The following is a 20638-nucleotide window of genomic DNA, read 5'->3' on the forward strand; positions in this document are numbered from 1 at the left end:
GGCGAAATCTAAGATACTCAGTTTTCTATGAAGTTATAGAATGTCACCGGCGATTTCCATAATTTCTCTCAGTTTCCCCGCATTCAATGCTTCAACTGGTGTTTGGTCACCCAAACAATGGATGGATGTCGTAAAAAAACCGTATTTCACTTCCGCAGGGACTGCGGTGAGTTTTTTGCAAACCTTTTCTAAGCACTTCCTGAAGTAAAGACTTGAGTCGGCAAAGAATGCAGGATAATATTTCTGGTGGTCTGGTCCAATAACAAAAAACATACGGCTAGCTCTAATCGCATTCCGAATGTCCTTCTTTTCTGCATTCATCGCTTCTTGTAATTCGGGTAGTGTGAGTAAGTCCTTCGATTTGATTCCGCTCGCTATCGTCCCTTGATTTGCTGTGAACCATTTCTGCAGACGCTGCTTCACTGCATTTTTTACTTCTTCGGTGGGGAATGCGTCAGTTAGGGGTGCCCCGGTATCTTTCTTTAAGTGCTCGATTGATATGCGGCGCCATGGTTCCGTTGCTTTTTTGAATTCTGTTCCGAACTTGTACTTCAATTTGGATTCTAGTTCCTCTAGCCGATTCGCTATTTTGCTGAAAAGAGCGTTTGCTATTTCAATATCGGTTTTTGAGGCATTCATGCAATCCGCGAGCAGTGTGCTGATTTCTTCTTCTGATACGCCTTCCCACTTAGTTGCTTTAGGAGATGCAATCAACATTGCAAATCGATTCAATATGCGACGTAGGTTCGGCGGGATGTTACTTGATTCGGTGCTCATGGAGGATTGATGTGCTCGTTTTTACTCACACTATAAAATTCAAGGCATTGTGAAGTTGTAGGCTTTGAGTTCGGCGATTGGGCGCTTCTCTATACCGTGCTGACAGGATTTCGTCGGAATGCTTTGGCAGCAATAATTACTTGCTCGAGTTCTCCGTCGGCCAACGCTTCTAGTGGCGCCTTGTTTTCAAGAAGGATGTTCGGCGTCGTGAAGAAGCGGTATTTCCTTTCGCCGGGAGAAGCGCGCAGCGCCATTGATACAGCTTCTAGTGATGAGAGCGGATATCGTGGGTCGACAAAAAAGGCGGGGTACAACTCCTCGCCGCGGATGGGGAGTTCGCGTGCCCAATACGGGAGTCTGAAAATTCGATGTTGCCGAAGCTTCTCAGCGAGCACATCTTGTGTAATTAACGCACGAGCCATGAAATCCTCGGCACTGAGGACATCATTTTCGTGGGCTAGCTTGGAGAGAGTCTCGGCGGCTTCACGGTCGAGGTTAGACGCCAAGTAATAGCGCTGCTTTTTGTCTTGCTCGTATTCCTCAGGGAGTTGGAGCAGCCGTAGGATGAATTGCGTAAGCATTGTTTGCTCCTGCTTTGACATTCCAGAGGTCGCCCTTTTGAAGCCTTCCGTGACTGCTTTGGCGTCCGGGTCGCTCTTCATTTCCTCTGGGCTGTCCCGATGTGCCGCTACGGCAGCAGAGAAAAAGCAATACGAGGAGAGAAATTGATGGGAAAACATAGTCGCGGATGATGTGCTGCGATGGCCAGTTTGTGACGTTTCCTGCATGGCGCTCGGCGGCGCCATTGCACCTAAAAGCCTTGTACAGCAAGAATGAACACAATTGTGTTGCACATATTTGTGTGTAGATTATAGCGCGTAAGGTTGAGAGACTTCCAACAAAAAATACGTTGGAATTTTGATGAACCGTCTTCAGGCCGTTGGTGCCGCAATCAGGGAAGCAAGGCTTGAGCAACAGCTATCCCAAGAAAAACTCGCTGAACTCGCAAAACTTCACAGAAACGTTATAGGAAAGGCCGAGCGCGGTGTGTCGGCTCCAGCCTTGGATTCGTTGTTTGCAATTGCAGACGCCCTGGGGACGTCAGCATCGAAGCTTGTCGCTCGCGGCGAGGAGTTGGCGGATGAGTCGGCGCTGTAGCGTTCGCGGCCATTACCAAAGCTATAAAGCGTAAAGCGCCAGTAAGAGGGACATCGACTTTTTCCAGCCCGGGCTCGTATCAGGCGCGGTGTGCTCTACGGCGTGCCTACAGCCGGTGCTGGGGTCGGCGCTCGGCGCTCGGCGGACTACGTATGTCGTTCTCCAGGCGGGAAGCGACAGCAACGGGCGGAATAACTATCGTCACTACACATACATCACAAAGCAATGAGGCTGGCCCTCTAGTAAGGGCCGCCTCCTCTTACGGGATATATGGGCGATGGCAACGTACCTGGATGTTTTTGAACTGGCTGAAATCTTAGGAAGGACTCCTGCCACTATACGGCGGAACATGAGATGTCGGCCGTGGCTGGTACCGGCCAAAATGCATATCCCGGGCACCCGAATGTTGCGGTGGCGAGCGACCGATGTGGAGGTGTGGTTGGCTGAGCAAAAGGCCTTCGCTGAAATGGAAGCGCAGTGAGGTCAGATGCTGTAAATCCTAGAGCGCCATGTTGTGACGGAGTAATTGTTACAGTGGCACGTTATATCTAACATTTTTGTGAGGTCGGTAAGTTACTGTTTTTACTCACTCACATCATAAATGTTATGAAATTTACCCCGGATAGTGCCGGCGCCGGACGTCAACACCAACGAGCAGGTGATGGCCTGGATGATGGATACCTATTCGATGAACCAGGGCAGCACCGCCACTGGCGTGGTCACCGGCAAGCCGATTTCGATGGGCGGCAGCCTCGGACGGCGCGAGGCGACCGGCCGCGGCGTGTATGTCGTCGGTTGCGAGGCGGCGGCGCGCATCGGCCTGGAAGTAAGCGGCGCGCGTATTGCGGTGCAGGGCTTCGGCAACGTCGGCAGCATCGCGGCGCGGCTTTTCGCGGAGGCTGGTGCGAAAGTGGTCGCGGTTCAGGACCATCAGACCACGGTGTATGCCGAAGGCGGCCTGGACATTCCTGCGTTACAGCGGCATGTGGCCGAACATGGCAGCGTGGCCGGTTTCGAGAAGGCCGAACAGATCAGCGATCGCTCGCGCTTCTGGGCACTGGACTGCGACATCCTCATTCCAGCCGCGCTGGAGCAGCAGATCACCGAAGCCAATGCGGGTCAGATCCGCGCGAAGATCATCCTGGAAGGCGCGAATGGCCCGACCACGCCTGCGGCTGACGACATCCTGCATGACAAGGGCGTGCTGGTGGTGCCGGACGTCATCGCCAATGCTGGCGGCGTGACGGTCAGCTACTTCGAATGGGTGCAGGATTTCTCCAGCTTCTTCTGGACCGAAGATGAAATCAACTCCCGGCTCACGCGCATCATGCGCGAGGCGTTCGGCGCGGTATGGGCAATTGCGGATGAAAAACGGGTGTCGCTGCGTACGGCCGCGTTCATTGTCGGTTGCTCCAGGGTGCTGCAGGCGCGTGAAATGCGCGGCTTGTATCCCTGATGCGTGGTTGTGTCCTTCAAGCGCGACAGTAACGCGTACGAAAAACCGGCACTTGTGCCGGTTTTTTTTCGCTATCGCAGGATCAGCGCTGAAATTTGCGGAAGAATGCGTGGAATAATTTGCATTTTGCTACACTGAGCGGCGCATTGTTTTTTAGTAAAATTTCTGCAATGCATTATCCCTTTCGAATTAGGAGACTTCATGAAACTGTCCATTGTTGCCAGCCTGCTCATCGGCGCCAGCCTCGTTTCCGGCGCTGCTCATGCAGAGGATCTGACCGGCACGCTGAAAAAGGTCAAGGACACCGGGACCATCACCTTGGGCGTGCGCGATTCTTCGATTCCCTTCTCCTATCTCGATGACAAGCAGTCGTACCAGGGTTATTCCATCGATCTGTGCATGAAGATCGTCAGCGCGGTGCAGAAGCAACTCGGTCTGACCTCGCTGAATGTGAAGATGAACCCGGTGACTTCCGCGACCCGGATTCCGCTGATGGCCAATGGCACCGTCGATCTCGAATGCGGCTCCACGACCAACAACCTTGAACGCCAGCGCCAGGTGGCATTTGCGCCAACCACCTTCGTCACCGCGAACCGCTTGCTGGCGAAGAAGTCGTCGCATATTGCCTCGCTGAATGACATGAAGGGCAAGGTTCTGGTATCGACCGCCGGCACGTCGAACCTGAAACAGGTAGTCGCACTGAACAGCGAGCGCAATCTCGGCATGAACGTCATCCCTGCCAAGGATCATGCCGAAGCCTTCCTGATGGTGGAAACCGGCCGCGCGACCGCGTTTGCAATGGACGACATTCTGCTGGCCTCGCTGGCAGCGAGCTCCAAAGAACCGAACGAATACGAAATCACCAAGGAAGCGTTGTCGGTCGAGCCGTACGGCATCATGCTGCGTCGCGAAGATCCGCAATTCAAGAAGGTGGTCGATTCCGCCATCGAAGGCGTGTTCAAGTCGGGCGAGATCAACAAGATCTACGCAAAGTGGTTCCAGTCTCCGATCCCGCCGAAGGGGGTCAATCTGAACGTCCCGATGAGCGACCAACTTAAGGCCGTGATCGCGCATCCTACCGATTCCGGTGATCCGGCTGCTTATGCAGCCGTGCCGGAAGCGCAAAAGTCCGGCCGCAAGAAATAAGCTGACCGGGCATATGTGAAGCGGGAGGCGCAGGCCTCCCGTTTCATTTCAGTGAAGGGTTTCAGGGGTCTGATTTCACGGTCAGGAAAATTCTTGGCAGTACGTTATGCGTTTATCGAGCCGAAGATACAATCAGCGCACTGATGGAATAGGGGATATCCCATGAATTACAACTGGAACTGGCGCATTTTCTGGGAAGACTCTCCGGAAGGCATCGGTACTTATTTCGATACGCTGCTCTCCGGGCTGTACTGGACGCTGGCCGTAGCGCTGTCAGCCTGGGTCATGGCCTTGGTCCTTGGAGCCATCGTCGGCACGATCCGCACCACGCCAAACCGACTCGCGGCTCGCTTCGCCAATGCCTATGTCGAACTGTTTCGCAATATTCCGCTGCTGGTGCAGATGTTCCTGTGGTATTTCGTGATGCCTGAACTGCTACCGGTCGGCATCGGCAATTGGTTGAAATCGCTGCCGAATGCGGCGTTCGTCACGGCAGTGCTGAGCCTGGGCTTTTTCACCTCGTCACGTGTGGCGGTGCAGGTTTCTGCGGGCATCCAGTCGCTGCCGCGTGGGCAACGGCTTGCCGGCACCGCGCTCGGATTGACGAATGCGCAGACCTATCGCTACGTGCTGCTGCCGATGGCTTTCCGCATCATTGTTCCGCCGCTGGCCAGCGAATTCCTGAACATCATCAAGAACAGCTCGGTCGCATTGACCATCGGCGTGATGGAACTGACGGCGCGCGCTCGGTCGATGCAAGAGTTCTCGTTCCAGGTGTTCGAAGCTTTCACCGCGGCGACCCTCATCTATATCGCGGTCAATGTCATCATCGTCGCCTTGATGCACTGGATCGAACGCCGGGTTAGGGTGCCTGGCTTCATTGTCAGCGGCGGTGGAGGAGGTCACTGATGTTTTCCAATTTCGACTTCAATGTCATCGAGCGCTCATGGTCTTATCTGTTTCAGGTCGGCATGGTCTTTACGCTGAAGCTGACGCTGCTGGCCATGGTCGGCGGCATCATCCTTGGCACGATCCTGGCGATGATGCGCCTGTCCAAGCTGCGCGCGGTGTCGCTGGTAGCCACTGGCTATGTCAACCTGATCCGCTCGATTCCACTCGTGCTGGTGATCTTCTGGTTCTACTTCCTCGTGCCCTATATCGGCGCCTGGATCATCGGTGCGAAGGAACCGATACAGGTCGGCGCGTTTTCTTCCTCGCTCATCACCTTCATCCTGTTTGAAGCTGCGTATTACTGCGAGATCATGCGCGCCGGCATCCAGTCCATATCGCGCGGGCAGGTGTTCGCCGGGTATGCGCTCGGCATGAATTACTGGCAGATGATGGGCAACGTCGTGCTGCCGCAGGCTTTCCGCAACATGATTCCGGTGCTGCTGACCCAGACTATCGTGCTGTTCCAGGACGTGTCGCTGGTTTACGTGTTGTCCATCACCGATTTCGTCGGCGCCGCTTCCAAGATTGCGCAGCGCGACGGGCGCCTGGTGGAAATGTATTTGTTCGTTGCCATTGTTTACTTTGTGCTGTGCTATGGCCTTTCCCTGCTGGTGAAACGCCTGCAGCAGCGCGTGGCCATCATCCGCTGAATGGCGAAACCGAATTCGGGAGAAATTTCATGATTGAACTGCGTCAAGTCAGCAAGTGGTACGGCAGCTTTCAGGTGCTGACCGATTGCACCACCAGCGTTTCCAAGGGCGACGTCATGGTGATCTGCGGTCCTTCGGGCTCCGGCAAGTCGACCCTGATCAAGACGGTCAACGGTCTTGAGCCGTTTCAGAAGGGGGAAATCATTGTCGATGGCGTGTCGGTCGGCGATCCGAAGACCAACCTGTCCAAGCTTCGTGCGCGGATCGGCATGGTGTTCCAGAACTTCGAACTGTTTCCGCACTTGTCGATACGCGAGAATCTGACGATCGGCCAGGTGAAAGTCCTCGGGCGCAGCGTCGAGGATGCGACCCAGCGTGGCCTGAAATACCTCGATCGCGTCGGGCTCATCGCCCAGAAGGACAAATTTCCCGGGCAGCTTTCGGGTGGGCAGCAGCAGCGCGTCGCCATTGCGCGCGCGCTTTCAATGGACCCGATCGCCATGCTGTTCGATGAACCGACGTCAGCCCTGGATCCGGAAATGATCAACGAAGTGCTGGACGTCATGGTCGAGCTGGCCCAGGAAGGCATGACGATGATGGTCGTGACCCACGAAATGGGTTTCGCCCGCAAGGTGGCCAATCGGGTCGTCTTCATGGACAAGGGCAGCATTCTGGAGGATTGCACGAAGGATGAATTTTTCGGCACACCGCGCTCCGAGCGGGCGCGCGATTTTCTGGCCAAGATCATTCATTAAGTCTGCCGCATCCATGGGGCCGCTCGTGGCATAAGCCCGAGCGGCCTTGTCTTTTCAGATGCCGGCTGGCGTGCCCGTGTCACGCTAATGGCGTCGCTATCCCGTAAAATCACGTCTTCCCTCGTTTTCCGTCCTATCATGCAGACCCCGATTTCCAGCCTCACCATTACGCGCCCCGACGATTGGCACCTGCACCTGCGCGATGGTGCGACCATGGCCAGCGTGTTGCCGCATACGGCGCGCCAGTTCGCGCGCGCCATCGTCATGCCGAACCTGAAGCCGCCGGTTACCACCACCGCGCAAGCCTTGGCCTATCGCGAGCGCATTCTGGCGGCCCTGCCGCGGGACATGCGCTTTGAGCCGCTGATGACGCTTTACCTGACCGACAATACGCCGCCGGAAGAGATCCGCCGGGCGAAGGACAGCGGCCTGGTGCACGCGGTGAAGCTGTATCCCGCCGGCGCGACCACCAACTCCGACGCTGGCGTGACCGATCTCGGCAAATGCCGTCGTACCCTGGAAGCGATGCAGGAAGTCGGCATGCCGCTACTGGTGCATGGCGAAGTGACCGACTCGGACATCGATATTTTCGACCGCGAGGCGGTGTTCATTGACCGCGTCATGATTCCATTGCGCCGTGACATGCCGGAACTGAAGGTCGTTTTCGAGCACATCACCACCCGGGATGCGGCACACTATGTGCGCGACGCCGATGGACATGTTGGCGCTACTATCACCGCACATCATCTGCTCTACAACCGCAACGAGATTTTCCGTGGCGGCATTCGTCCGCATTACTATTGTTTGCCTGTGCTCAAGCGTGAGGCGCATCGTCAGGCTCTTGTGGAAGCAGCCACCTCGGGCAGTGCGAAGTTCTTTCTCGGCACCGATTCCGCGCCACATCCCAAAGGGGCAAAAGAGCATGCCTGTGGCTGCGCAGGGTGCTATACCGCATTGCACGCGATGGAGCTGTATGCGCAGGCATTCGATGCTGCCGGCGCGCTGGACAAGCTGGAAGGCTTCGCTAGCCTACATGGCGCAGATTTCTACGGGTTATCGCGAAATAGCGACAAAATCACGTTGCGTCGTGAAAGCTGGGAACTGCCTGCTGAACTGCCGATGGCCGATACCAGCGTGGTTCCCCTTGATGCGGGCGGCACGCTCGCATGGAAGATGATCTAACACGCGTTAAGCATGACAACTGGCTGGTTGAATCAAATTGATTGGAGCCGGCCATGGCTCTTACCCTTGCGCGCAATGGGGTATGGCATCGCACATGCCGCGAATTGGCGACATGCGCTTGACAGCGCAGCCGCATCAATAGATCTGAAAAACCATCGCGGCTTGCCCATTCGCTTTGTTCCGCAGGAGGCCCTGCCTTCAGGTATCGCCTATGAAAGCTTCATCAGCGATACCGGCCAAGTTCCGACGCGAGATAACTTGCATGACTTCTTTAATGCCCTTATCTGGCTCAGCTATCCGCGCATCAAAGTGCAGCTCAATGCATTGCAGGCAGAAGAGATCGATCAACGGGGCAAACTGCCGACGAAGGTAAGAGGCAAGCTGCGAGACGCGGCCACTATCTTTGATGAGAATGCGACGTTGCTCGTTATTTCCGATCCTTCGCTCGGAACAGCATTGCGCGAGCATGCTTGGCAAGAGCTCTTTGTTGAGCGCCGGGAAGAATTTATATCGCGTTGCGATGTGCGCTTGTTCGGGCATGCATTGCTGGAGAAGCTTGTCAGTCCCTACAAGGCAATTACTGCGCACACCTGGATCATAGTGGTTGAACCACCGATTCTGACTTTGGCTGAAGAGACGGCACGACAGTGGGTCGATGAAACGGTAGCAAAAAGACTGCACACCGGTTTGCATACTGGGGATTTCACGCCTTTACCGGTATTGGGAGTGCCGAATTGGTGGCAAGGGCAGGATACGGCCTTCTATGCTGACGAACAGGTATTTCGCCCGAAGCGTCCAAAATTGCAATTGAACCAGTGAAAGCGGGCCGGCATTACGAGAGACAAGCGCGCCCCGAAAAGCTCACAAGGAAGATATGTGCGAATGAATTTTGGCAGTGCGCCGAGCGCTTGCTTGCTTCTTATCGCCTTGGAAAAGATCAGGCCCACCGAAGTGGGCCTGAGTTCACACAATACTGCAGATGATCGGCATTCGCCTATACCTGCGGTGAGAATACCCTTGCGAGAAGGGCACTCTCACACAAAGTATTGATTAGAACAGGTGGTTGATACCAACCGACACACCGGTCTGGTTGCCGTTGCCAGGAGACGAGAACAGCGGCATTTGAGCGCTGCCGACACCCAGGCCGGTCAGGTTCGGAGCAGCGGTCGCGCTAGAAGCAAGACGCAGCGCGTCCGAGTAACGAGCGTAGTCGATGTCAGCGTAGAAATTGGTACGCTTCGACAGAGCGTAGGTCGCGCCGACAATCACGAGTTGGCGCTTGCCGCTGCCGTTGAAGGTGCTGACATTGTTGGTGCTGACACGGGTGTCATAGTAAGCAGCCGTCAGGCCCATGGCCGGGGTGATGTCGTAGCTGCCGCCAATCCACCAGTTCTTCTGGTCGAAGCTGCCAGCTGTCAGATCCTGGCGCTCTTTGGCGTAGCCGAGGGCGACACGAGCCGGGCCAAAGGTGTAGGCGCCACCGACGGTCCAGTCGCGGTTGTCGTTGTACTGAGCCGGGACTGCTGCAGCGGTGGCAGTTGCGGCAACTGGAGCAGCAGTTTGTGGCTTACGCAGGGTATAAGCACCGCCAACGGAGATCGGGCCGTTCGCATAGGTCACACCCAAACCTTGGGTCGAACCGTTACGCGCGCTACCAGCTTGCTCGCCCAGCGCCCATTCAGCACGCGCGGTAATCGGGCCAAAGGTTCCAGTGTACTGGATGTCGTTATTTTGACGGGTACCAGCCGAAACGCTCGCGCCGGTCAGAGGAATAATGCCGGTAAATTTGTAGTTGAACGGATCATAGGCGCCGACGGTTTTAAACGCGACGGTATATTGACGACCTAGATCCAGGGAACCCCATTGGCTGCCGAGGCCGACGAATGCCGAACGTTGGAACAGGAAAGCAGAGTTATCCAGAGCGCCAGTACCGGAGTTGAAGCCCGATTCCAGGGTGAAGTGAGCATTCAGACCGCCGCCCAAGTCTTCAACGCCTTTAAAGCCGATACGGTTGGAGTTGTAGGTACCGTTGGAGCCCATCGTCAGCCTGCTGTGACCAGCGGCGTCTTGGTTGTTTTGATAGCGAACGCCTGCATCAAACGAACCGTAAATCGTCACACTGGTTTGTGCTTGTGCAACGCCTGCAAATGCACCCAGTACTGCCAGTGCGAGAAGCGATTTTTTCATTGAGTTATCTCCAGAAGTTGTAGTGCTAAAGTTTTTCGCGGCATTCAGCGAGGCTATCAACCGAATCTTGCCCGCCGAGACTTCCAAACCAGTTGATCAAGAAGCTAGTGGACATTTCATCAAATAACGGAATGAAGGGCAAAGAGATTTTGCCTTTGGCGGTTAAACAAGTTTTCTTTGTGGTATGGGTGCAACGCTTCAGCTTAGAATCTGGTAATGTGTAATCGTGTAAAAGGTCACGCATGGATAAACTTATTGTCAGTTTTGATCGCGCACTTCGTGTGATTTCGGGTGTGGCTTTTGCGTCACGGCCCAGTCCAGCAGCAAGAATTGGACAGGATGCATTAACTCAGGCAGAACGTCGTCACAGCGCCGGTTTGATGCGAGTGAATCACGTCGGAGAAATTTGCGCGCAAGCGCTTTATGAATCGCAGGGGCGCTTTTCTCGCGAGGAGAGCACTCGTAAGCAATTCGAACATGCTGCGCGCGAGGAGGAAGATCATCTTGCGTGGACAGCCGAACGCTTGGAGGAGCTCGGCTCGCATCCCAGCATGCTTAATCCCCTCTGGTACGGGATGTCCTATGCGCTTGGCGTCATCGCAGCGCAAATGGGCGATAGCCACAGTCTTGGATTTGTCGTCGAAACGGAAAAGCAGGTGGAGTCACACTTGGCCAGCCATTTACAACGTCTCCCATTGGCCGATCAAAAATCGCGTGTGGTAGTCGAGCAGATGCGGCAGGATGAAATTGATCATGGCGCAGCAGCCCAGTCGTTGGGCGCGGCCGATATGCCGCTGCCCATGCGGCAAGCGATGCGCGCCATGTCAAAAGTAATGACCAGCGTTGCCTACTATATTTAGTGGCGGGCGAAAGGGATCTCAGGCGATTGGAGTTTCCGCGAGATCGTCGATGATTTCAAAGCTGTGCGTAATCTCGGCAGTCTTCTCTAGCATGATCGACGCCGAACAGTACTTTTCGTGAGACAGCTTGATTGCGCGTTCAACCAGATTTGATTTCAGGTTGCGGCCACGTACGGCAAAGTGGAAATGGATCTTGGTGAAGACTTTTGGATCTTTTTCCGCTCGTTCGGATTTGAGCGTGACATCACATCCGCGGATGTCCTGACCGCTCTTGCGCAAAATGAGCACGACATCGTAAGCGGTGCATCCGCCGGTGCCGGCGAGGACTACCTCCATCGGCCTTGGCGCAAGGTTGCGTCCACCGCCCTCAGGCGCACCGTCCATCGTTACGATATGGCCTGAACCGGTTTCAGCGATAAAAGTCATGCCGGGAGATCCAGCCCAGCTCACAGTGCATTCCATGACGACCTCTCTATAGCTCCATTAATTGAGTGCGCTATTGTAACGGTTCCCGACGTACGATTTTGTTTGACGCCAAGTGCTTGAAAAGCCTATACTTTCCGATTCCCCGTGCGCTCAGGGGAAAGAAATAAGGCAGAGTCCGCAACGATTTTGGCAATGTTTCCAATAAAGATTGCCCGCGGAACCACCAGTTTGAGCGTATTACCTGAACAGAAAGTCATCATGAAAACCTTTTCCGCCAAAGGACACGAAGTCCAACGCGACTGGTTTGTGATCGACGCAACGGACAAAGTCCTCGGACGTGTCGCCAGCGAAGTGGCACTCCGGTTGCGTGGTAAGCACAAGCCTGAATTCACGCCTCACGTCGATACCGGCGATTTCATCATCGTCATCAACGCAGACAAACTGCGCGTGACCGGCGCCAAGCCAACCGACAAGAAGTACTACCGCCACAGCGGTTATCCCGGCGGCATCTACGAAACCAATTTCCTGAAAATGCAACAGCGTTTTCCGGGCCGTGCGCTCGAGAAGGCGGTCAAGGGCATGCTGCCCAAAGGCCCGCTCGGCTACGCGATGATCAAGAAGCTGAAGGTGTATGCGGAAGGCTCCCATCCGCACGCCGCACAGCAGCCGAAGCCCCTCGAACTGTAAGGAACAGCAATGATCGGTAACTACAATTACGGAACCGGCCGTCGCAAGAGCGCCGTCGCGCGCGTGTTCATCAAGGCTGGCACCGGCCAGATCGTGGTGAACGGCAAGCCGGCGAACGAATACTTCTCCCGCGAAACTGGCCTGATGGTCATTCGTCAACCGCTGGAACTGACCAACAACGTCGACCGTTTCGACATCAAGGTCAACGTGTCCGGCGGCGGTGAGTCTGGCCAAGCCGGCGCCGTGCGTCATGGCATCACCCGCGCTCTGATCGACTACGATGCGGCGTTGAAGCCCGAGCTGTCAAAAGCCGGCTTCGTTACCCGTGACGCCCGTGAAGTCGAGCGCAAGAAAGTTGGTCTGCGCAAGGCTCGCCGCGCAAAGCAATTCTCCAAGCGCTAATCCGCGCTTCGGAGCAAGCAAAGCCGCCGGGTTCGCCCGGCGGCTTTTTTCTTTATTGGGGCCGCAGCAGCGCGCAACGTCGATTCGGCACCGCTGCTACAATCGCCGGACCTTTCCTGTTGGGCGTAACACATCATGATTAAAGTTGGCATCGTTGGCGGCACCGGCTACACGGGCGTCGAACTCCTGCGCCTCTTGGCGGCGCATCCCGAGGCGGAACTGACCGCTATCACTTCGCGCAAGGAAGACGGCATGCCGGTAGCGGATATGTTTCCGTCGCTGCGCGGCCATGTCTCCCTGGCTTTCTCCGCACCGGAGAAAGCGCGATTGAATGAATGCGATGTGGTGTTCTTTGCAACGCCGCATGGCGTGGCGATGGCGCAGGCTCCTGAACTGCTGTCCGCCGGCGTGCGGATCATCGACCTCGCTGCCGATTTCCGTCTGAAGGACACTGCAACCTTCGAGAAATGGTATGGCATGCCGCACTCTTGTCCCGAAATTCTGAAGGAGGCTGTCTACGGCCTTCCAGAAATCAACCGGGACGCTATCCGCAATGCGCGTGTCGTGGGCCTTCCCGGCTGCTATCCGACATCGATGCAACTCGGCTTAGCGCCGTTGTTAGCACAAGGCAAGGCTCTGGTGAATGAAAGTACGCTGATCGCCGATTGCAAATCCGGCGTATCGGGCGCGGGTCGAAAAGCGGAAATCGGCACCTTGCTGGCTGAAGCTTCGGACAACTTCAAGGCCTACGGCGTGAAAGGCCATCGGCATTTGCCCGAAACGACGCAGGGGCTGGAGGCGATTGCCGGCCGTCCGATTGGCCTGACCTTTGTGCCGCACCTGGTACCGATGATCCGTGGTATCCATTCAACGCTGTATGCGCGCATTCTCCCTGAGAGTCGCGACATCGATTTCCAGGCGCTGTACGAAGACTATTACCGCAATGAAGGTTTCGTGGATGTGATGCCCAAAGGCAGCCATCCGGAAACACGTTCGGTACGCGCATCCAACATGCTGCGCATCGCGGTGCATCGTCCCGAAAATGGCGATCTGCTGGTGATCCTTGTAGTCGAGGACAACCTGGTAAAGGGCGCCGCAGGCCAGGGCGTGCAATGCATGAACATCATGTTCGGCCTCGATGAAAAACTGGGTTTGAAGCAGGTCCCGATTCTTCCCTGATGATGGAACAGAACCGGCGCAGCACATTGGCGCGGCGCGTCAAGCCTGCGCCGAAACTGGCGATCCGTCGCCAATTGTCACGCAGATTCCGCATTGTGCTCTTCGTGACACTGTGCACGATCGGTATGGCAATGGGAGGGATCGGCTATGCACTCGGACGCGGCATGGTCGTGTTTGGAAACAGCGGCGAGACCGACGCGAGCGCGCAGCTGCAACGGCGAATCGACAAGCTCGGCGCGGAACGCGACCGCATTGCCAATGGCCTGAACGCAAGTGAAAGCCAACTGGCGATCGAGCGATCGGCAAAGGAACAAATGGCGTCGCAACTGAAGGCGCTGGAAATGGAAAATGCGCAGTTGCAGGAAGATCTTTCCTTCTTCGAAAACCTTTTGCCAGCCGGATCGGTGTCACAAGACATTTCGATTCGGCGTCTGAATTTTGATTTTGTTGCTCCATATCAATTACGCTATCGCATGCTCATCATGCGGCATGGCAAAGCGGAGCAAAATTTTCGTGGCAATCTTCAGCTTGCGGTTGATCTCGCCAGCAATGCCGGGCGCTCGACCGTGATTTTTCCCGAAAAAAATAGTCCGGACACCGATCAGTTCCAACTCGGATTCCGGCACTATCAGCGCATCGAAGGCATACTCAAGCTTCCTGAGGGAAGTCAGGTGAAATCCGTGCAGGCGCGCGTTTATGAAAACGGCAAGCTGCGCTCGCAACAATCAGCGAATTTGTGAAGGAGAGCGGCGATGTTTGGGCAGAAGGCGAAAAATACAATCGACAGCCTGATCGGCATGGAGACCAGGATCGAAGGCAATATCCAGTTCCGGGGCGGGCTCAGGGTCGACGGTCATGTGAGAGGCAACCTGATCGCCAATCCGATCGAAGGCAGCATGCTGGTCATTTCCGAACAGGCCCGCGTCGAAGGAGAGGTCCGCGCCGAGCATGTCGTGGTGGATGGTGAAATTGCCGGACCGGTTTTTTGCACCGAGCTGCTTGAATTGCAGCCCAAGGCCCGCATAACTGGAGATGTCAATTACAAGGCGCTGGAAATGCATGGCGGCGCGCTTGTCTCTGGCAAGCTCAGTCATCAGCAGGAAAACGAGCAGGTGCTGAAGCTTGCGCTGCCCAAGGCGGTCGCCAATACGTGATTTTCGCTTCCCCTTTATAATCCTTCTTTGTCCTAATTTTTAGCAGGAACCCGATATGAACGCCAATGCCGAAACCGCCGTCGCCGAAATGCCGGCTCCCCTGGTCTTCACCGACAGCGCTGCCGCGAAGGTCGCCCAGCTGATCGAGGAAGAAGGCAATCCCGACCTGAAGCTGCGTGTCTTCGTGCAAGGCGGTGGTTGTTCCGGTTTTCAGTACGGTTTTACCTTTGACGAAATCGTCAATGAAGACGACACCAGCATGACCAAGAATGGCGTGCAGTTACTGATCGATTCGATGAGCTACCAATTCCTGGTCGGCGCGGAAATCGATTACAAGGATGACCTCGAAGGCGCGCAATTCGTGATCAAGAATCCGAATGCGACCACGACCTGCGGCTGCGGCTCATCGTTCTCGGTCTGAACGAAAAACGCTGTTCAAAACAGGCAAAAGGGAGTGCAAATTCGCACTCCCTTTTTTCATCCGCGTTGCTCATGCCGGATACAGCGCACCCAGGATTCGTGAGCCGCGCGCGCCAGTAGCCGTTGGAAGATTTCCGGCCAGACGCATATCGAATTGCCGCGCCAGCCAGGCAAAGGCCAGTGCTTCCACATGCTGGGAATCGATGCCCAGCGCATCCGTCGCTTCGACCCGCGGCATCCGATTCCCTCGCCCCAGTGCTTCACGCAAGCGGACCATGAGATGGCTGTTGCGCGCGCCGCCGCCGCAGACGAACACTTCCGAGGCTTGTGCGGCATGCCGGACTATCGCATCGGCCAGCGTCAGTGCCGTGAATTCCGTCAGCGTCGCCTGCACATCGCGCGGGATCAAAGCGTCAAACTTGGCCAGCCGCTCATCCAGCCATTCCAGATGGAACAGGTCGCGGCCGGTACTTTTTGGCGGCGGTAGCGACAGGTATGCCTCGCGGCCTAATTCCTCGAGCAGTTCCGGCACGATGCGCCCGCCTGCTGCCCAGGCGCCATCACGGTCGTAGGGCTGGCCCTGATGGCGCAGCATCCAGCCATCCATCAGCACATTGCCCGGCCCGGTATCGAAACCGATCACGTCGCCGTTACGCGCCGGATCGAGGATGCTGATATTCGCGATGCCGCCAATATTGGCCACAACACGTGTCCGATCCGGCGCAGCGAACACCGCATGATGAAAAGCCGGCACCAGCGGTGCGCCCTGTCCACCGGCGGCGATGTCGCGGCTGCGGAAATCGGCAATGACATCGATGCTGGAAAGTTCGGCCAGCAGGGCAGGATTATTGGTCTGCCGCGTATATCCTCGCGCCGGCTGATGGCGGATAGTCTGTCCATGCACGCCCACCGCATGCACCGCGTTCGCTGGAACGCCCGCCGCGGCAAGCACTTGCGCCACGCAAGCGGCATAGCGCTCGGCCAGCGCATTCGCGGCCAGCGCCTCGCGATGGATTTCATCCGCACCACTCGATTGCAAGGCCATCAGCTCCGCCTTCAAAGCATCGTCAAACGGCAAATGTGCAGCGGCTAGCGTGGCGATGCCGGCGGAAGAATCGGTTTGGTCAAAGCGGGCAAGTACGCCGTCAACACCGTCGAGGCTAGTGCCGGACATCAGCCCGATGTAGAGAAGAGAAGGGGAAGCGGACATGAGAAAACCCGTTTTCGATGCCGCGGATTGTAGCAATCGTCGGCGCGAAAACGGGTTTTTCGTTGTGAGGAATCGAAGGCGGTTTACTTCGACGCCACCTGGACCGATGCATCCTGCGGCGACATCAGCGCAAAACGATGGCTCATGTCACTGGCGACCTTGCGGAAGCGCTGCAGATCGGCGCCGGCCAAAGGCTGCGCATTCGGGATGTCGATGGACAGCGGGTCGCGCGGCTCATTGTTGACGCGGAATTCGTAATGCAGATGCGGTCCGGTGGCCCATCCCGTCGAGCCGACATAGCCGATGAGCTCGCCCTGGCTGATCTTGTCGCCCTTGTGCAGTCCGCTGGCGAAGCGGCTCATGTGCGCATAGGCGGTCGAATAATTGCTCCAGTGCTTCAACACGACGACATTGCCGTAGCCGCTCTGCGTACCAACGAACTCGACAGTGCCGTCGCCCGAAGCGCGGATCGGCGTGCCGGTCGGCGCGGCGAAATCAACACCCTTGTGCTGTTTCCACTGACCGAGAATCGGATGCATGCGCATCGAAAAACCGGAAGAGATCCGGGTGAATTCCAGCGGCGACTTCAGGAAGGCCTTCTTGAGCGATTTGCCGTCGAAGCTGAAATAGCCGCCCGGCTTGCCGGCCTCTTCGAACCAGACAGTTTGATAAGTATCGCCGCCGTTGCGGAACTCCGCGGCGAGGATGCGGCCCGTGCGAACGAATTCTCCGTCCTGCCAGAAGCTTTCATAGACGACATTGAAGCGGTCGCCACGGCGCAGGTCAGCGCCGAAGTCGATCTCGGTCGAAAACATGTCGACCATCTGGCTGGCGACCACATCCGGGATCTGCGCCGCGTCGGTCGCCGCAAACAGCGAGGAGCGGATTTCGCCGGAACGCATTTCGACGCGGCGCTCCAGCGCAGCCGCGCTTACCTTCGCGCGCAAGCCATCAGCTTCACGGGTAATGATCAGGTTTTTCGCCGGACCAGCATCGCGCGCATCGTCGAGCGCGGCGCTTAACTGCACCAGCTGGCCGTCCGCGCGGGTTTGCGCCTGTATCCGCTTGCCAGCCTTGAGCTGCAGGACGCCGCGTGCGGTGGCATTGGAGCGAATGAAGTTTGCTGCCTCATTGTCATCAATGCCGAGCCGCTGCATCAGCGCGGCCAGCGTATCGCCCGGACGGACCTTCTCTTCGCTGACGAACACTTGTGCGGAAGGCGTCATGCCGGCGATTTGCTCGGACAGATTCGGCAGAGCCAGATTTTCGACCACGGAATGCACCGGCAGATCAGCAGCATCCGGTGCTATCGGAGCGACGCCTGCCGCGCCAAAGGCGCAAAGGGCAAGAAAAACTGCGGAAGCGGAGACGATGCGATTTTTGCGGGACGCCCCGAGGAACAGAACGCCGCGGGAGCCCAGGCTCAGGATTTTATCTATAGCGACCATTCAATCAGTTAAAATTCGGCGTTTTGTTGTCAACTTCCAGCAACTGTTTGAAAGTTGATAACAGTCAAGGAAAAAAGAGCCCGCATTATAACAACGCAAATTTGGCTAACCCGGCAAAAATGTCATTTTGATCAGCACTATGAGCGATATTCCAGCAGCGCAACAAAGTACCGCAGAGAAACTTTCTGATGCACAAACGATGAGCGATTCGGTGCAGCATGCGCTGGAAGTGATCAAGCGCGGCACCGATGAGGTGCTGGTTGAATCCGAACTGGCGCAAAAGCTCGCCCGTGCGGAACAGTCCGGCAAGCCGCTGCGCATCAAGCTCGGTCTGGATCCTACTGCGCCCGACCTGCATCTTGGCCATACCGTCGTGCTCAACAAGATGCGTCAGCTGCAAGATCTGGGCCACACGGTGATTTTCCTGATCGGCGACTTTACATCGATGATCGGCGATCCATCAGGTCGCAACATTACCCGTCCGCCGCTATCGCGCGAGCAGATTGAGCAAAACGCCAAGACCTATTTTGCGCAGGCCAGCCTGGTGCTCGACGCGTCGAAGACCGAGATCCGCTATAACTCGGAGTGGTGCGACCAGCTCGGCGCGCGCGGCATGATCGAACTCTCTTCCCGCTACACCGTCGCCCGCATCCTGGAACGCGAGGATTTCACCAAGCGCTTCAAGGCCGGCACACCGATCTCGGTGCATGAATTGCTATATCCGCTGATGCAGGGCTACGACTCGGTCGCGCTACGCTCGGACCTCGAGCTCGGCGGCACCGACCAGAAATTCAATCTGCTGGTCGGTCGCGAACTGCAGAAGGATTACGGCCAGGAGCCGCAATGCATCCTGACCATGCCACTGCTGGAAGGGCTGGACGGCGTGGAAAAGATGTCCAAGTCCAAGGGCAATTACGTTGCCATCACCGAGCCGGCGAATACGATGTTCGGCAAGCTGATGAGCATTTCCGACCCGATGATGTGGCGCTATTACGAGCTGCTGTCCTTCCGTTCGCTGTCCGAAATCGCCCAGTTCAAGCGTGAAGTGGAAGAGGGCCGCAATCCGCGCGACATCAAGGTGCTGCTGGCGCAGGAAATCGTCGCCCGCTTTCATTCTCAGGCGGCGGCCGAGTCGGCGCTGGAGGACTTCGAACGCCGTGCCCGCGGCGGCATCCCCGACGAGGTGGCGGAAGTGGCGGTTGCCGGCGCACCGATCGGCATCGGCCAGTTGCTGAAGCAGGCTGGCCTGTGCGCCTCCACGTCGGAAGCGCTGCGCATGGTCGATCAGGGCGGCGTGCGCATCGATGGCAACGTCATTGCCGACAAGGCGCTCAAAATCGAGGCCGGCAGCTTCGTGCTGCAGGTCGGCAAGCGCAAGTTCGCCCGGGTGAACTTGTCTTGATCGCGCTGCTGCAACGGGTCAGCCAGGCCAGCGTTGTCGTCGATGGAGAAACCGTCGGCAGCATCGGCGCCGGATTGCTGGTGCTGCTCTGCGCCGAGCGTGGCGATAGCGAAGCCGAAGCCGAGGCGCTGCTCGGCAAGCTGTTGTCCTACCGGGTATTCGGCGACGATGCCGGCAAGATGAACCGCAGTCTGACTGATATCGCCGGCGACCTGCTGCTGGTACCGCAATTCACGCTAGCCGCGGACACCCGTTCCGGCACGCGGCCATCCTTTACGCCGGCTGCCGCGCCGGAAGACGGTCGCCGCCTGTTCGACCATGTTGTTGCCCGTGCCCGCAAGCGTCATGCACGGGTGGAAACCGGCCGTTTCGGCGCGCACATGCAGGTCAGCCTGACCAATGACGGTCCAGTCACCTTCTGGCTGCAATTCAAGCCGAAACAAACGGATAACGGAGCCGCTGTCCAATGACCGAAATTCTCTTGATCCGCCATGGCGAAACCGCCTGGAACGCCGAGCGACGCCTGCAGGGGCATCTCGACATCCCGCTCAATGCCCATGGCGAACGCCAGGCACAAGCCATGGCCCGGGCGCTGCAGGACACGCCTCTGGACGCTATCTACAGCAGCGATTTGCAGCGCGCCTGCGCGACTGCGCAGCCGCTTGCCGAGGTCCACGGACTGCCGCTGCAACTCGACATGTCTCTACGCGAACGCTGTTTCGGCGCCTTCGAAGGCTTGCTGTACGAAGAACTCGAAATGCGTTTCCCTGTTGCTTATGCGCAATGGCGTGCCCGCGATCCGGATGCGCGCTTTCCGGCGGGCGAACGCCGCGCGGAAACCCTGAACGAGTTTTATCGCCGCGCCGTCGAGGCGGTGCAGGGGATCGCTGAGCGCAATCCGGGACGTCGCATTGCTGTCGTTACCCACGGCGGCGTGCTCGATTGCCTGCATCGCGCGGCCCACAACACCGGGCTCGCGGCGGCACGGCATTTCGACGTGCTGAACGCGGCGATCAATCGCCTGCGCTGGACTGGCGTCGGTTTCGAGGTGTTGAGCTGGGCGGAAAACGGCCATCTCGTCGCAGCCATGGATGAGCTTGGACATTAATGCCTGTTGCCGATGTACAGCGAGGGTCGGTCTTCGAGCCGGAATGTCACGGGTTTGAGGATAGAATAGCGGCTTTTCCG

General features: G+C 57.0%; 23 protein-coding genes and 1 pseudogene. 18 read left to right on the top strand and 6 right to left on the bottom strand.

All coding sequences use genetic code 11. The annotated features are described in order from the left end of the window. Nucleotides 1–33: 33 nt before the first annotated feature. Together JJB74_RS08775 and JJB74_RS08780 are read right to left on the bottom strand one after the other, a co-directional pair. Nucleotides 34–777, bottom strand: coding sequence for a hypothetical protein (locus tag JJB74_RS08775; protein WP_200591477.1), 744 nt, complete (start codon nt 775–777; stop codon nt 34–36). 89 nt (nt 778–866) lie between these two features. After that, nucleotides 867–1439 carry a hypothetical protein gene (locus JJB74_RS08780; protein WP_200591478.1) on the bottom strand — a complete coding sequence of 191 codons (573 nt, stop codon included), beginning with the start codon at nt 1437–1439 and terminating at the stop codon, nt 867–869. Between the two features lie 259 nt (nt 1440–1698). Between JJB74_RS08780 and JJB74_RS08785 the strand changes: the two genes are divergently transcribed. The 8 genes and pseudogenes from JJB74_RS08785 to JJB74_RS08820 all read left to right on the top strand — a co-directional run bounded on the left by JJB74_RS08785 (nt 1699) and on the right by JJB74_RS08820 (nt 8894). Beyond that, on the top strand, nt 1699–1935 hold the full coding sequence (locus JJB74_RS08785) for a helix-turn-helix domain-containing protein (RefSeq protein WP_200591479.1): 237 nt from the start codon (nt 1699–1701) through the stop codon (nt 1933–1935). A gap of 625 nt (nt 1936–2560) precedes the next feature. Further along, nucleotides 2561–3391: pseudogene (locus tag JJB74_RS08790) on the top strand (Glu/Leu/Phe/Val family dehydrogenase); the annotation flags it as partial. Nucleotides 3392–3592: 201 nt separating this feature from the next. Then, nucleotides 3593–4537, top strand: a complete 945-nt coding sequence (locus JJB74_RS08795) for a transporter substrate-binding domain-containing protein (protein ID WP_200591480.1) — start codon at nt 3593–3595, stop codon at nt 4535–4537. 162 nt (nt 4538–4699) lie between these two features. After that, the gene (locus JJB74_RS08800; protein WP_200591481.1) at nt 4700–5446 is read left to right on the top strand and encodes an amino acid ABC transporter permease; all 747 of its coding nucleotides are present in this window, start codon (nt 4700–4702) and stop codon (nt 5444–5446) included. After that, nucleotides 5446–6138: an amino acid ABC transporter permease gene (locus tag JJB74_RS08805; protein ID WP_200591482.1), complete on the top strand. Its 693-nt coding sequence runs from the start codon at nt 5446–5448 to the stop codon at nt 6136–6138. Before JJB74_RS08800 ends, JJB74_RS08805 begins: the two co-directional genes overlap by 1 nt. A gap of 29 nt (nt 6139–6167) precedes the next feature. Further along, nucleotides 6168–6893, top strand: a complete 726-nt coding sequence (locus tag JJB74_RS08810) for an amino acid ABC transporter ATP-binding protein (RefSeq protein WP_200591483.1) — start codon at nt 6168–6170, stop codon at nt 6891–6893. Between the two features lie 138 nt (nt 6894–7031). Continuing rightward, nucleotides 7032–8075 carry a dihydroorotase gene (gene pyrC / locus JJB74_RS08815; protein ID WP_200591484.1) on the top strand — a complete coding sequence of 348 codons (1044 nt, stop codon included), beginning with the start codon at nt 7032–7034 and terminating at the stop codon, nt 8073–8075. A 12-nt stretch (nt 8076–8087) separates the two neighbouring features. Continuing rightward, complete coding sequence (locus JJB74_RS08820) at nt 8088–8894, top strand: DUF3025 domain-containing protein (RefSeq protein WP_200591485.1); 807 nt, start codon at nt 8088–8090, stop codon at nt 8892–8894. A gap of 231 nt (nt 8895–9125) precedes the next feature. Here JJB74_RS08820 and JJB74_RS08825 read toward each other — a convergent pair whose 3' ends face one another. Then, nucleotides 9126–10262 carry a porin gene (locus tag JJB74_RS08825; RefSeq protein ID WP_200591486.1) on the bottom strand — a complete coding sequence of 379 codons (1137 nt, stop codon included), beginning with the start codon at nt 10260–10262 and terminating at the stop codon, nt 9126–9128. Between the two features lie 242 nt (nt 10263–10504). Between JJB74_RS08825 and coq7 the strand changes: the two genes are divergently transcribed. Beyond that, nucleotides 10505–11122, top strand: coding sequence for a 2-polyprenyl-3-methyl-6-methoxy-1,4-benzoquinone monooxygenase (coq7, locus tag JJB74_RS08830; protein WP_200591487.1), 618 nt, complete (start codon nt 10505–10507; stop codon nt 11120–11122). A gap of 18 nt (nt 11123–11140) precedes the next feature. Here coq7 and JJB74_RS08835 read toward each other — a convergent pair whose 3' ends face one another. Continuing rightward, nucleotides 11141–11584 carry an OsmC family protein gene (locus JJB74_RS08835; protein WP_200591488.1) on the bottom strand — a complete coding sequence of 148 codons (444 nt, stop codon included), beginning with the start codon at nt 11582–11584 and terminating at the stop codon, nt 11141–11143. Between the two features lie 222 nt (nt 11585–11806). On the opposite strand from JJB74_RS08835, the gene rplM reads away from it, so the two are divergent. From rplM to erpA, 6 genes are all read left to right on the top strand, one after another. Next, nucleotides 11807–12235 (top strand): 50S ribosomal protein L13, encoded by a 429-nt coding sequence (rplM, locus tag JJB74_RS08840; RefSeq protein WP_200591489.1) that lies wholly within the window; start codon nt 11807–11809, stop codon nt 12233–12235. 9 nt (nt 12236–12244) lie between these two features. Then, nucleotides 12245–12637: a 30S ribosomal protein S9 gene (gene rpsI, locus JJB74_RS08845; protein WP_200591490.1), complete on the top strand. Its 393-nt coding sequence runs from the start codon at nt 12245–12247 to the stop codon at nt 12635–12637. A 135-nt stretch (nt 12638–12772) separates the two neighbouring features. After that, a complete protein-coding gene (argC, locus tag JJB74_RS08850) occupies nt 12773–13816 on the top strand; it encodes an N-acetyl-gamma-glutamyl-phosphate reductase (RefSeq protein WP_200591491.1) in 1044 nt (347 codons plus the stop codon). Further along, nucleotides 13816–14556, top strand: a complete 741-nt coding sequence (locus JJB74_RS08855) for a DUF6776 family protein (protein WP_200591492.1) — start codon at nt 13816–13818, stop codon at nt 14554–14556. Before argC ends, JJB74_RS08855 begins: the two co-directional genes overlap by 1 nt. 12 nt (nt 14557–14568) lie before the next feature. After that, a complete protein-coding gene (locus tag JJB74_RS08860; protein WP_200591493.1) occupies nt 14569–14970 on the top strand; it encodes a bactofilin family protein in 402 nt (133 codons plus the stop codon). A 55-nt stretch (nt 14971–15025) separates the two neighbouring features. Further along, entirely contained in the window at nt 15026–15391 is a 366-nt protein-coding gene (gene erpA, locus JJB74_RS08865) for an iron-sulfur cluster insertion protein ErpA (protein WP_200591494.1), read from the top strand. Nucleotides 15392–15460: 69 nt separating this feature from the next. On the opposite strand, the gene JJB74_RS08870 is transcribed toward erpA, so the two are convergent. Together JJB74_RS08870 and JJB74_RS08875 are read right to left on the bottom strand one after the other, a co-directional pair. Then, nucleotides 15461–16600, bottom strand: a complete 1140-nt coding sequence (locus JJB74_RS08870) for an anhydro-N-acetylmuramic acid kinase (RefSeq protein WP_200591495.1) — start codon at nt 16598–16600, stop codon at nt 15461–15463. A gap of 83 nt (nt 16601–16683) precedes the next feature. Continuing rightward, nucleotides 16684–17874 (bottom strand): M23 family metallopeptidase, encoded by a 1191-nt coding sequence (locus JJB74_RS08875; protein ID WP_325170114.1) that lies wholly within the window; start codon nt 17872–17874, stop codon nt 16684–16686. Nucleotides 17875–18247: 373 nt separating this feature from the next. Here JJB74_RS08875 and tyrS point away from each other — a divergent pair, with 373 nt between their 5' ends. Genes tyrS through JJB74_RS08890 form a run of 3 tightly spaced genes read left to right on the top strand, consistent with a single transcriptional unit; the run spans nt 18248 to nt 20558 of the window. Beyond that, entirely contained in the window at nt 18248–19450 is a 1203-nt protein-coding gene (tyrS, locus tag JJB74_RS08880) for a tyrosine--tRNA ligase (RefSeq protein ID WP_200591497.1), read from the top strand. Continuing rightward, nucleotides 19447–19920 (top strand): D-aminoacyl-tRNA deacylase, encoded by a 474-nt coding sequence (gene dtd / locus JJB74_RS08885; RefSeq protein WP_200591498.1) that lies wholly within the window; start codon nt 19447–19449, stop codon nt 19918–19920. Before tyrS ends, dtd begins: the two co-directional genes overlap by 4 nt. Then, nucleotides 19917–20558, top strand: coding sequence for a histidine phosphatase family protein (locus tag JJB74_RS08890; protein WP_200591499.1), 642 nt, complete (start codon nt 19917–19919; stop codon nt 20556–20558). Before dtd ends, JJB74_RS08890 begins: the two co-directional genes overlap by 4 nt. The last annotated feature ends 80 nt before the right edge of the window (nt 20559–20638 follow it).

The sequence above is a fragment of the Noviherbaspirillum pedocola genome, from assembly GCF_016632335.1.
In the GTDB taxonomy this organism is placed as follows: domain Bacteria; phylum Pseudomonadota; class Gammaproteobacteria; order Burkholderiales; family Burkholderiaceae_D; genus Noviherbaspirillum_A; species Noviherbaspirillum_A pedocola.

Bases quoted from the DNA above. Each gene is read 5' to 3' on its own strand.
- JJB74_RS08805 (WP_200591482.1), top strand. From the start codon at position 5,446: ATGTTTTCCAATTTCGACTTCAATGTCATCGAGCGCTCATGGTCTTAT.
- JJB74_RS08825 (WP_200591486.1), bottom strand. From the start codon at position 10,262: ATGAAAAAATCGCTTCTCGCACTGGCAGTACTGGGTGCATTTGCAGGC.
- JJB74_RS08800 (WP_200591481.1), top strand. From the start codon at position 4,700: ATGAATTACAACTGGAACTGGCGCATTTTCTGGGAAGACTCTCCGGAA.
- JJB74_RS08835 (WP_200591488.1), bottom strand. From the start codon at position 11,584: ATGGAATGCACTGTGAGCTGGGCTGGATCTCCCGGCATGACTTTTATC.
- coq7 (WP_200591487.1), top strand. From the start codon at position 10,505: ATGGATAAACTTATTGTCAGTTTTGATCGCGCACTTCGTGTGATTTCG.
- JJB74_RS08890 (WP_200591499.1), top strand. From the start codon at position 19,917: ATGACCGAAATTCTCTTGATCCGCCATGGCGAAACCGCCTGGAACGCC.
- rpsI (WP_200591490.1), top strand. From the start codon at position 12,245: ATGATCGGTAACTACAATTACGGAACCGGCCGTCGCAAGAGCGCCGTC.
- JJB74_RS08785 (WP_200591479.1), top strand. From the start codon at position 1,699: ATGAACCGTCTTCAGGCCGTTGGTGCCGCAATCAGGGAAGCAAGGCTT.
- rplM (WP_200591489.1), top strand. From the start codon at position 11,807: ATGAAAACCTTTTCCGCCAAAGGACACGAAGTCCAACGCGACTGGTTT.
- JJB74_RS08795 (WP_200591480.1), top strand. From the start codon at position 3,593: ATGAAACTGTCCATTGTTGCCAGCCTGCTCATCGGCGCCAGCCTCGTT.
- JJB74_RS08870 (WP_200591495.1), bottom strand. From the start codon at position 16,600: ATGTCCGCTTCCCCTTCTCTTCTCTACATCGGGCTGATGTCCGGCACT.
- JJB74_RS08855 (WP_200591492.1), top strand. From the start codon at position 13,816: ATGATGGAACAGAACCGGCGCAGCACATTGGCGCGGCGCGTCAAGCCT.
- tyrS (WP_200591497.1), top strand. From the start codon at position 18,248: ATGAGCGATTCGGTGCAGCATGCGCTGGAAGTGATCAAGCGCGGCACC.
- JJB74_RS08780 (WP_200591478.1), bottom strand. From the start codon at position 1,439: ATGAAGAGCGACCCGGACGCCAAAGCAGTCACGGAAGGCTTCAAAAGG.
- JJB74_RS08810 (WP_200591483.1), top strand. From the start codon at position 6,168: ATGATTGAACTGCGTCAAGTCAGCAAGTGGTACGGCAGCTTTCAGGTG.
- JJB74_RS08820 (WP_200591485.1), top strand. From the start codon at position 8,088: ATGACAACTGGCTGGTTGAATCAAATTGATTGGAGCCGGCCATGGCTC.
- JJB74_RS08860 (WP_200591493.1), top strand. From the start codon at position 14,569: ATGTTTGGGCAGAAGGCGAAAAATACAATCGACAGCCTGATCGGCATG.
- JJB74_RS08775 (WP_200591477.1), bottom strand. From the start codon at position 777: ATGAGCACCGAATCAAGTAACATCCCGCCGAACCTACGTCGCATATTG.
- pyrC (WP_200591484.1), top strand. From the start codon at position 7,032: ATGCAGACCCCGATTTCCAGCCTCACCATTACGCGCCCCGACGATTGG.
- erpA (WP_200591494.1), top strand. From the start codon at position 15,026: ATGAACGCCAATGCCGAAACCGCCGTCGCCGAAATGCCGGCTCCCCTG.
- argC (WP_200591491.1), top strand. From the start codon at position 12,773: ATGATTAAAGTTGGCATCGTTGGCGGCACCGGCTACACGGGCGTCGAA.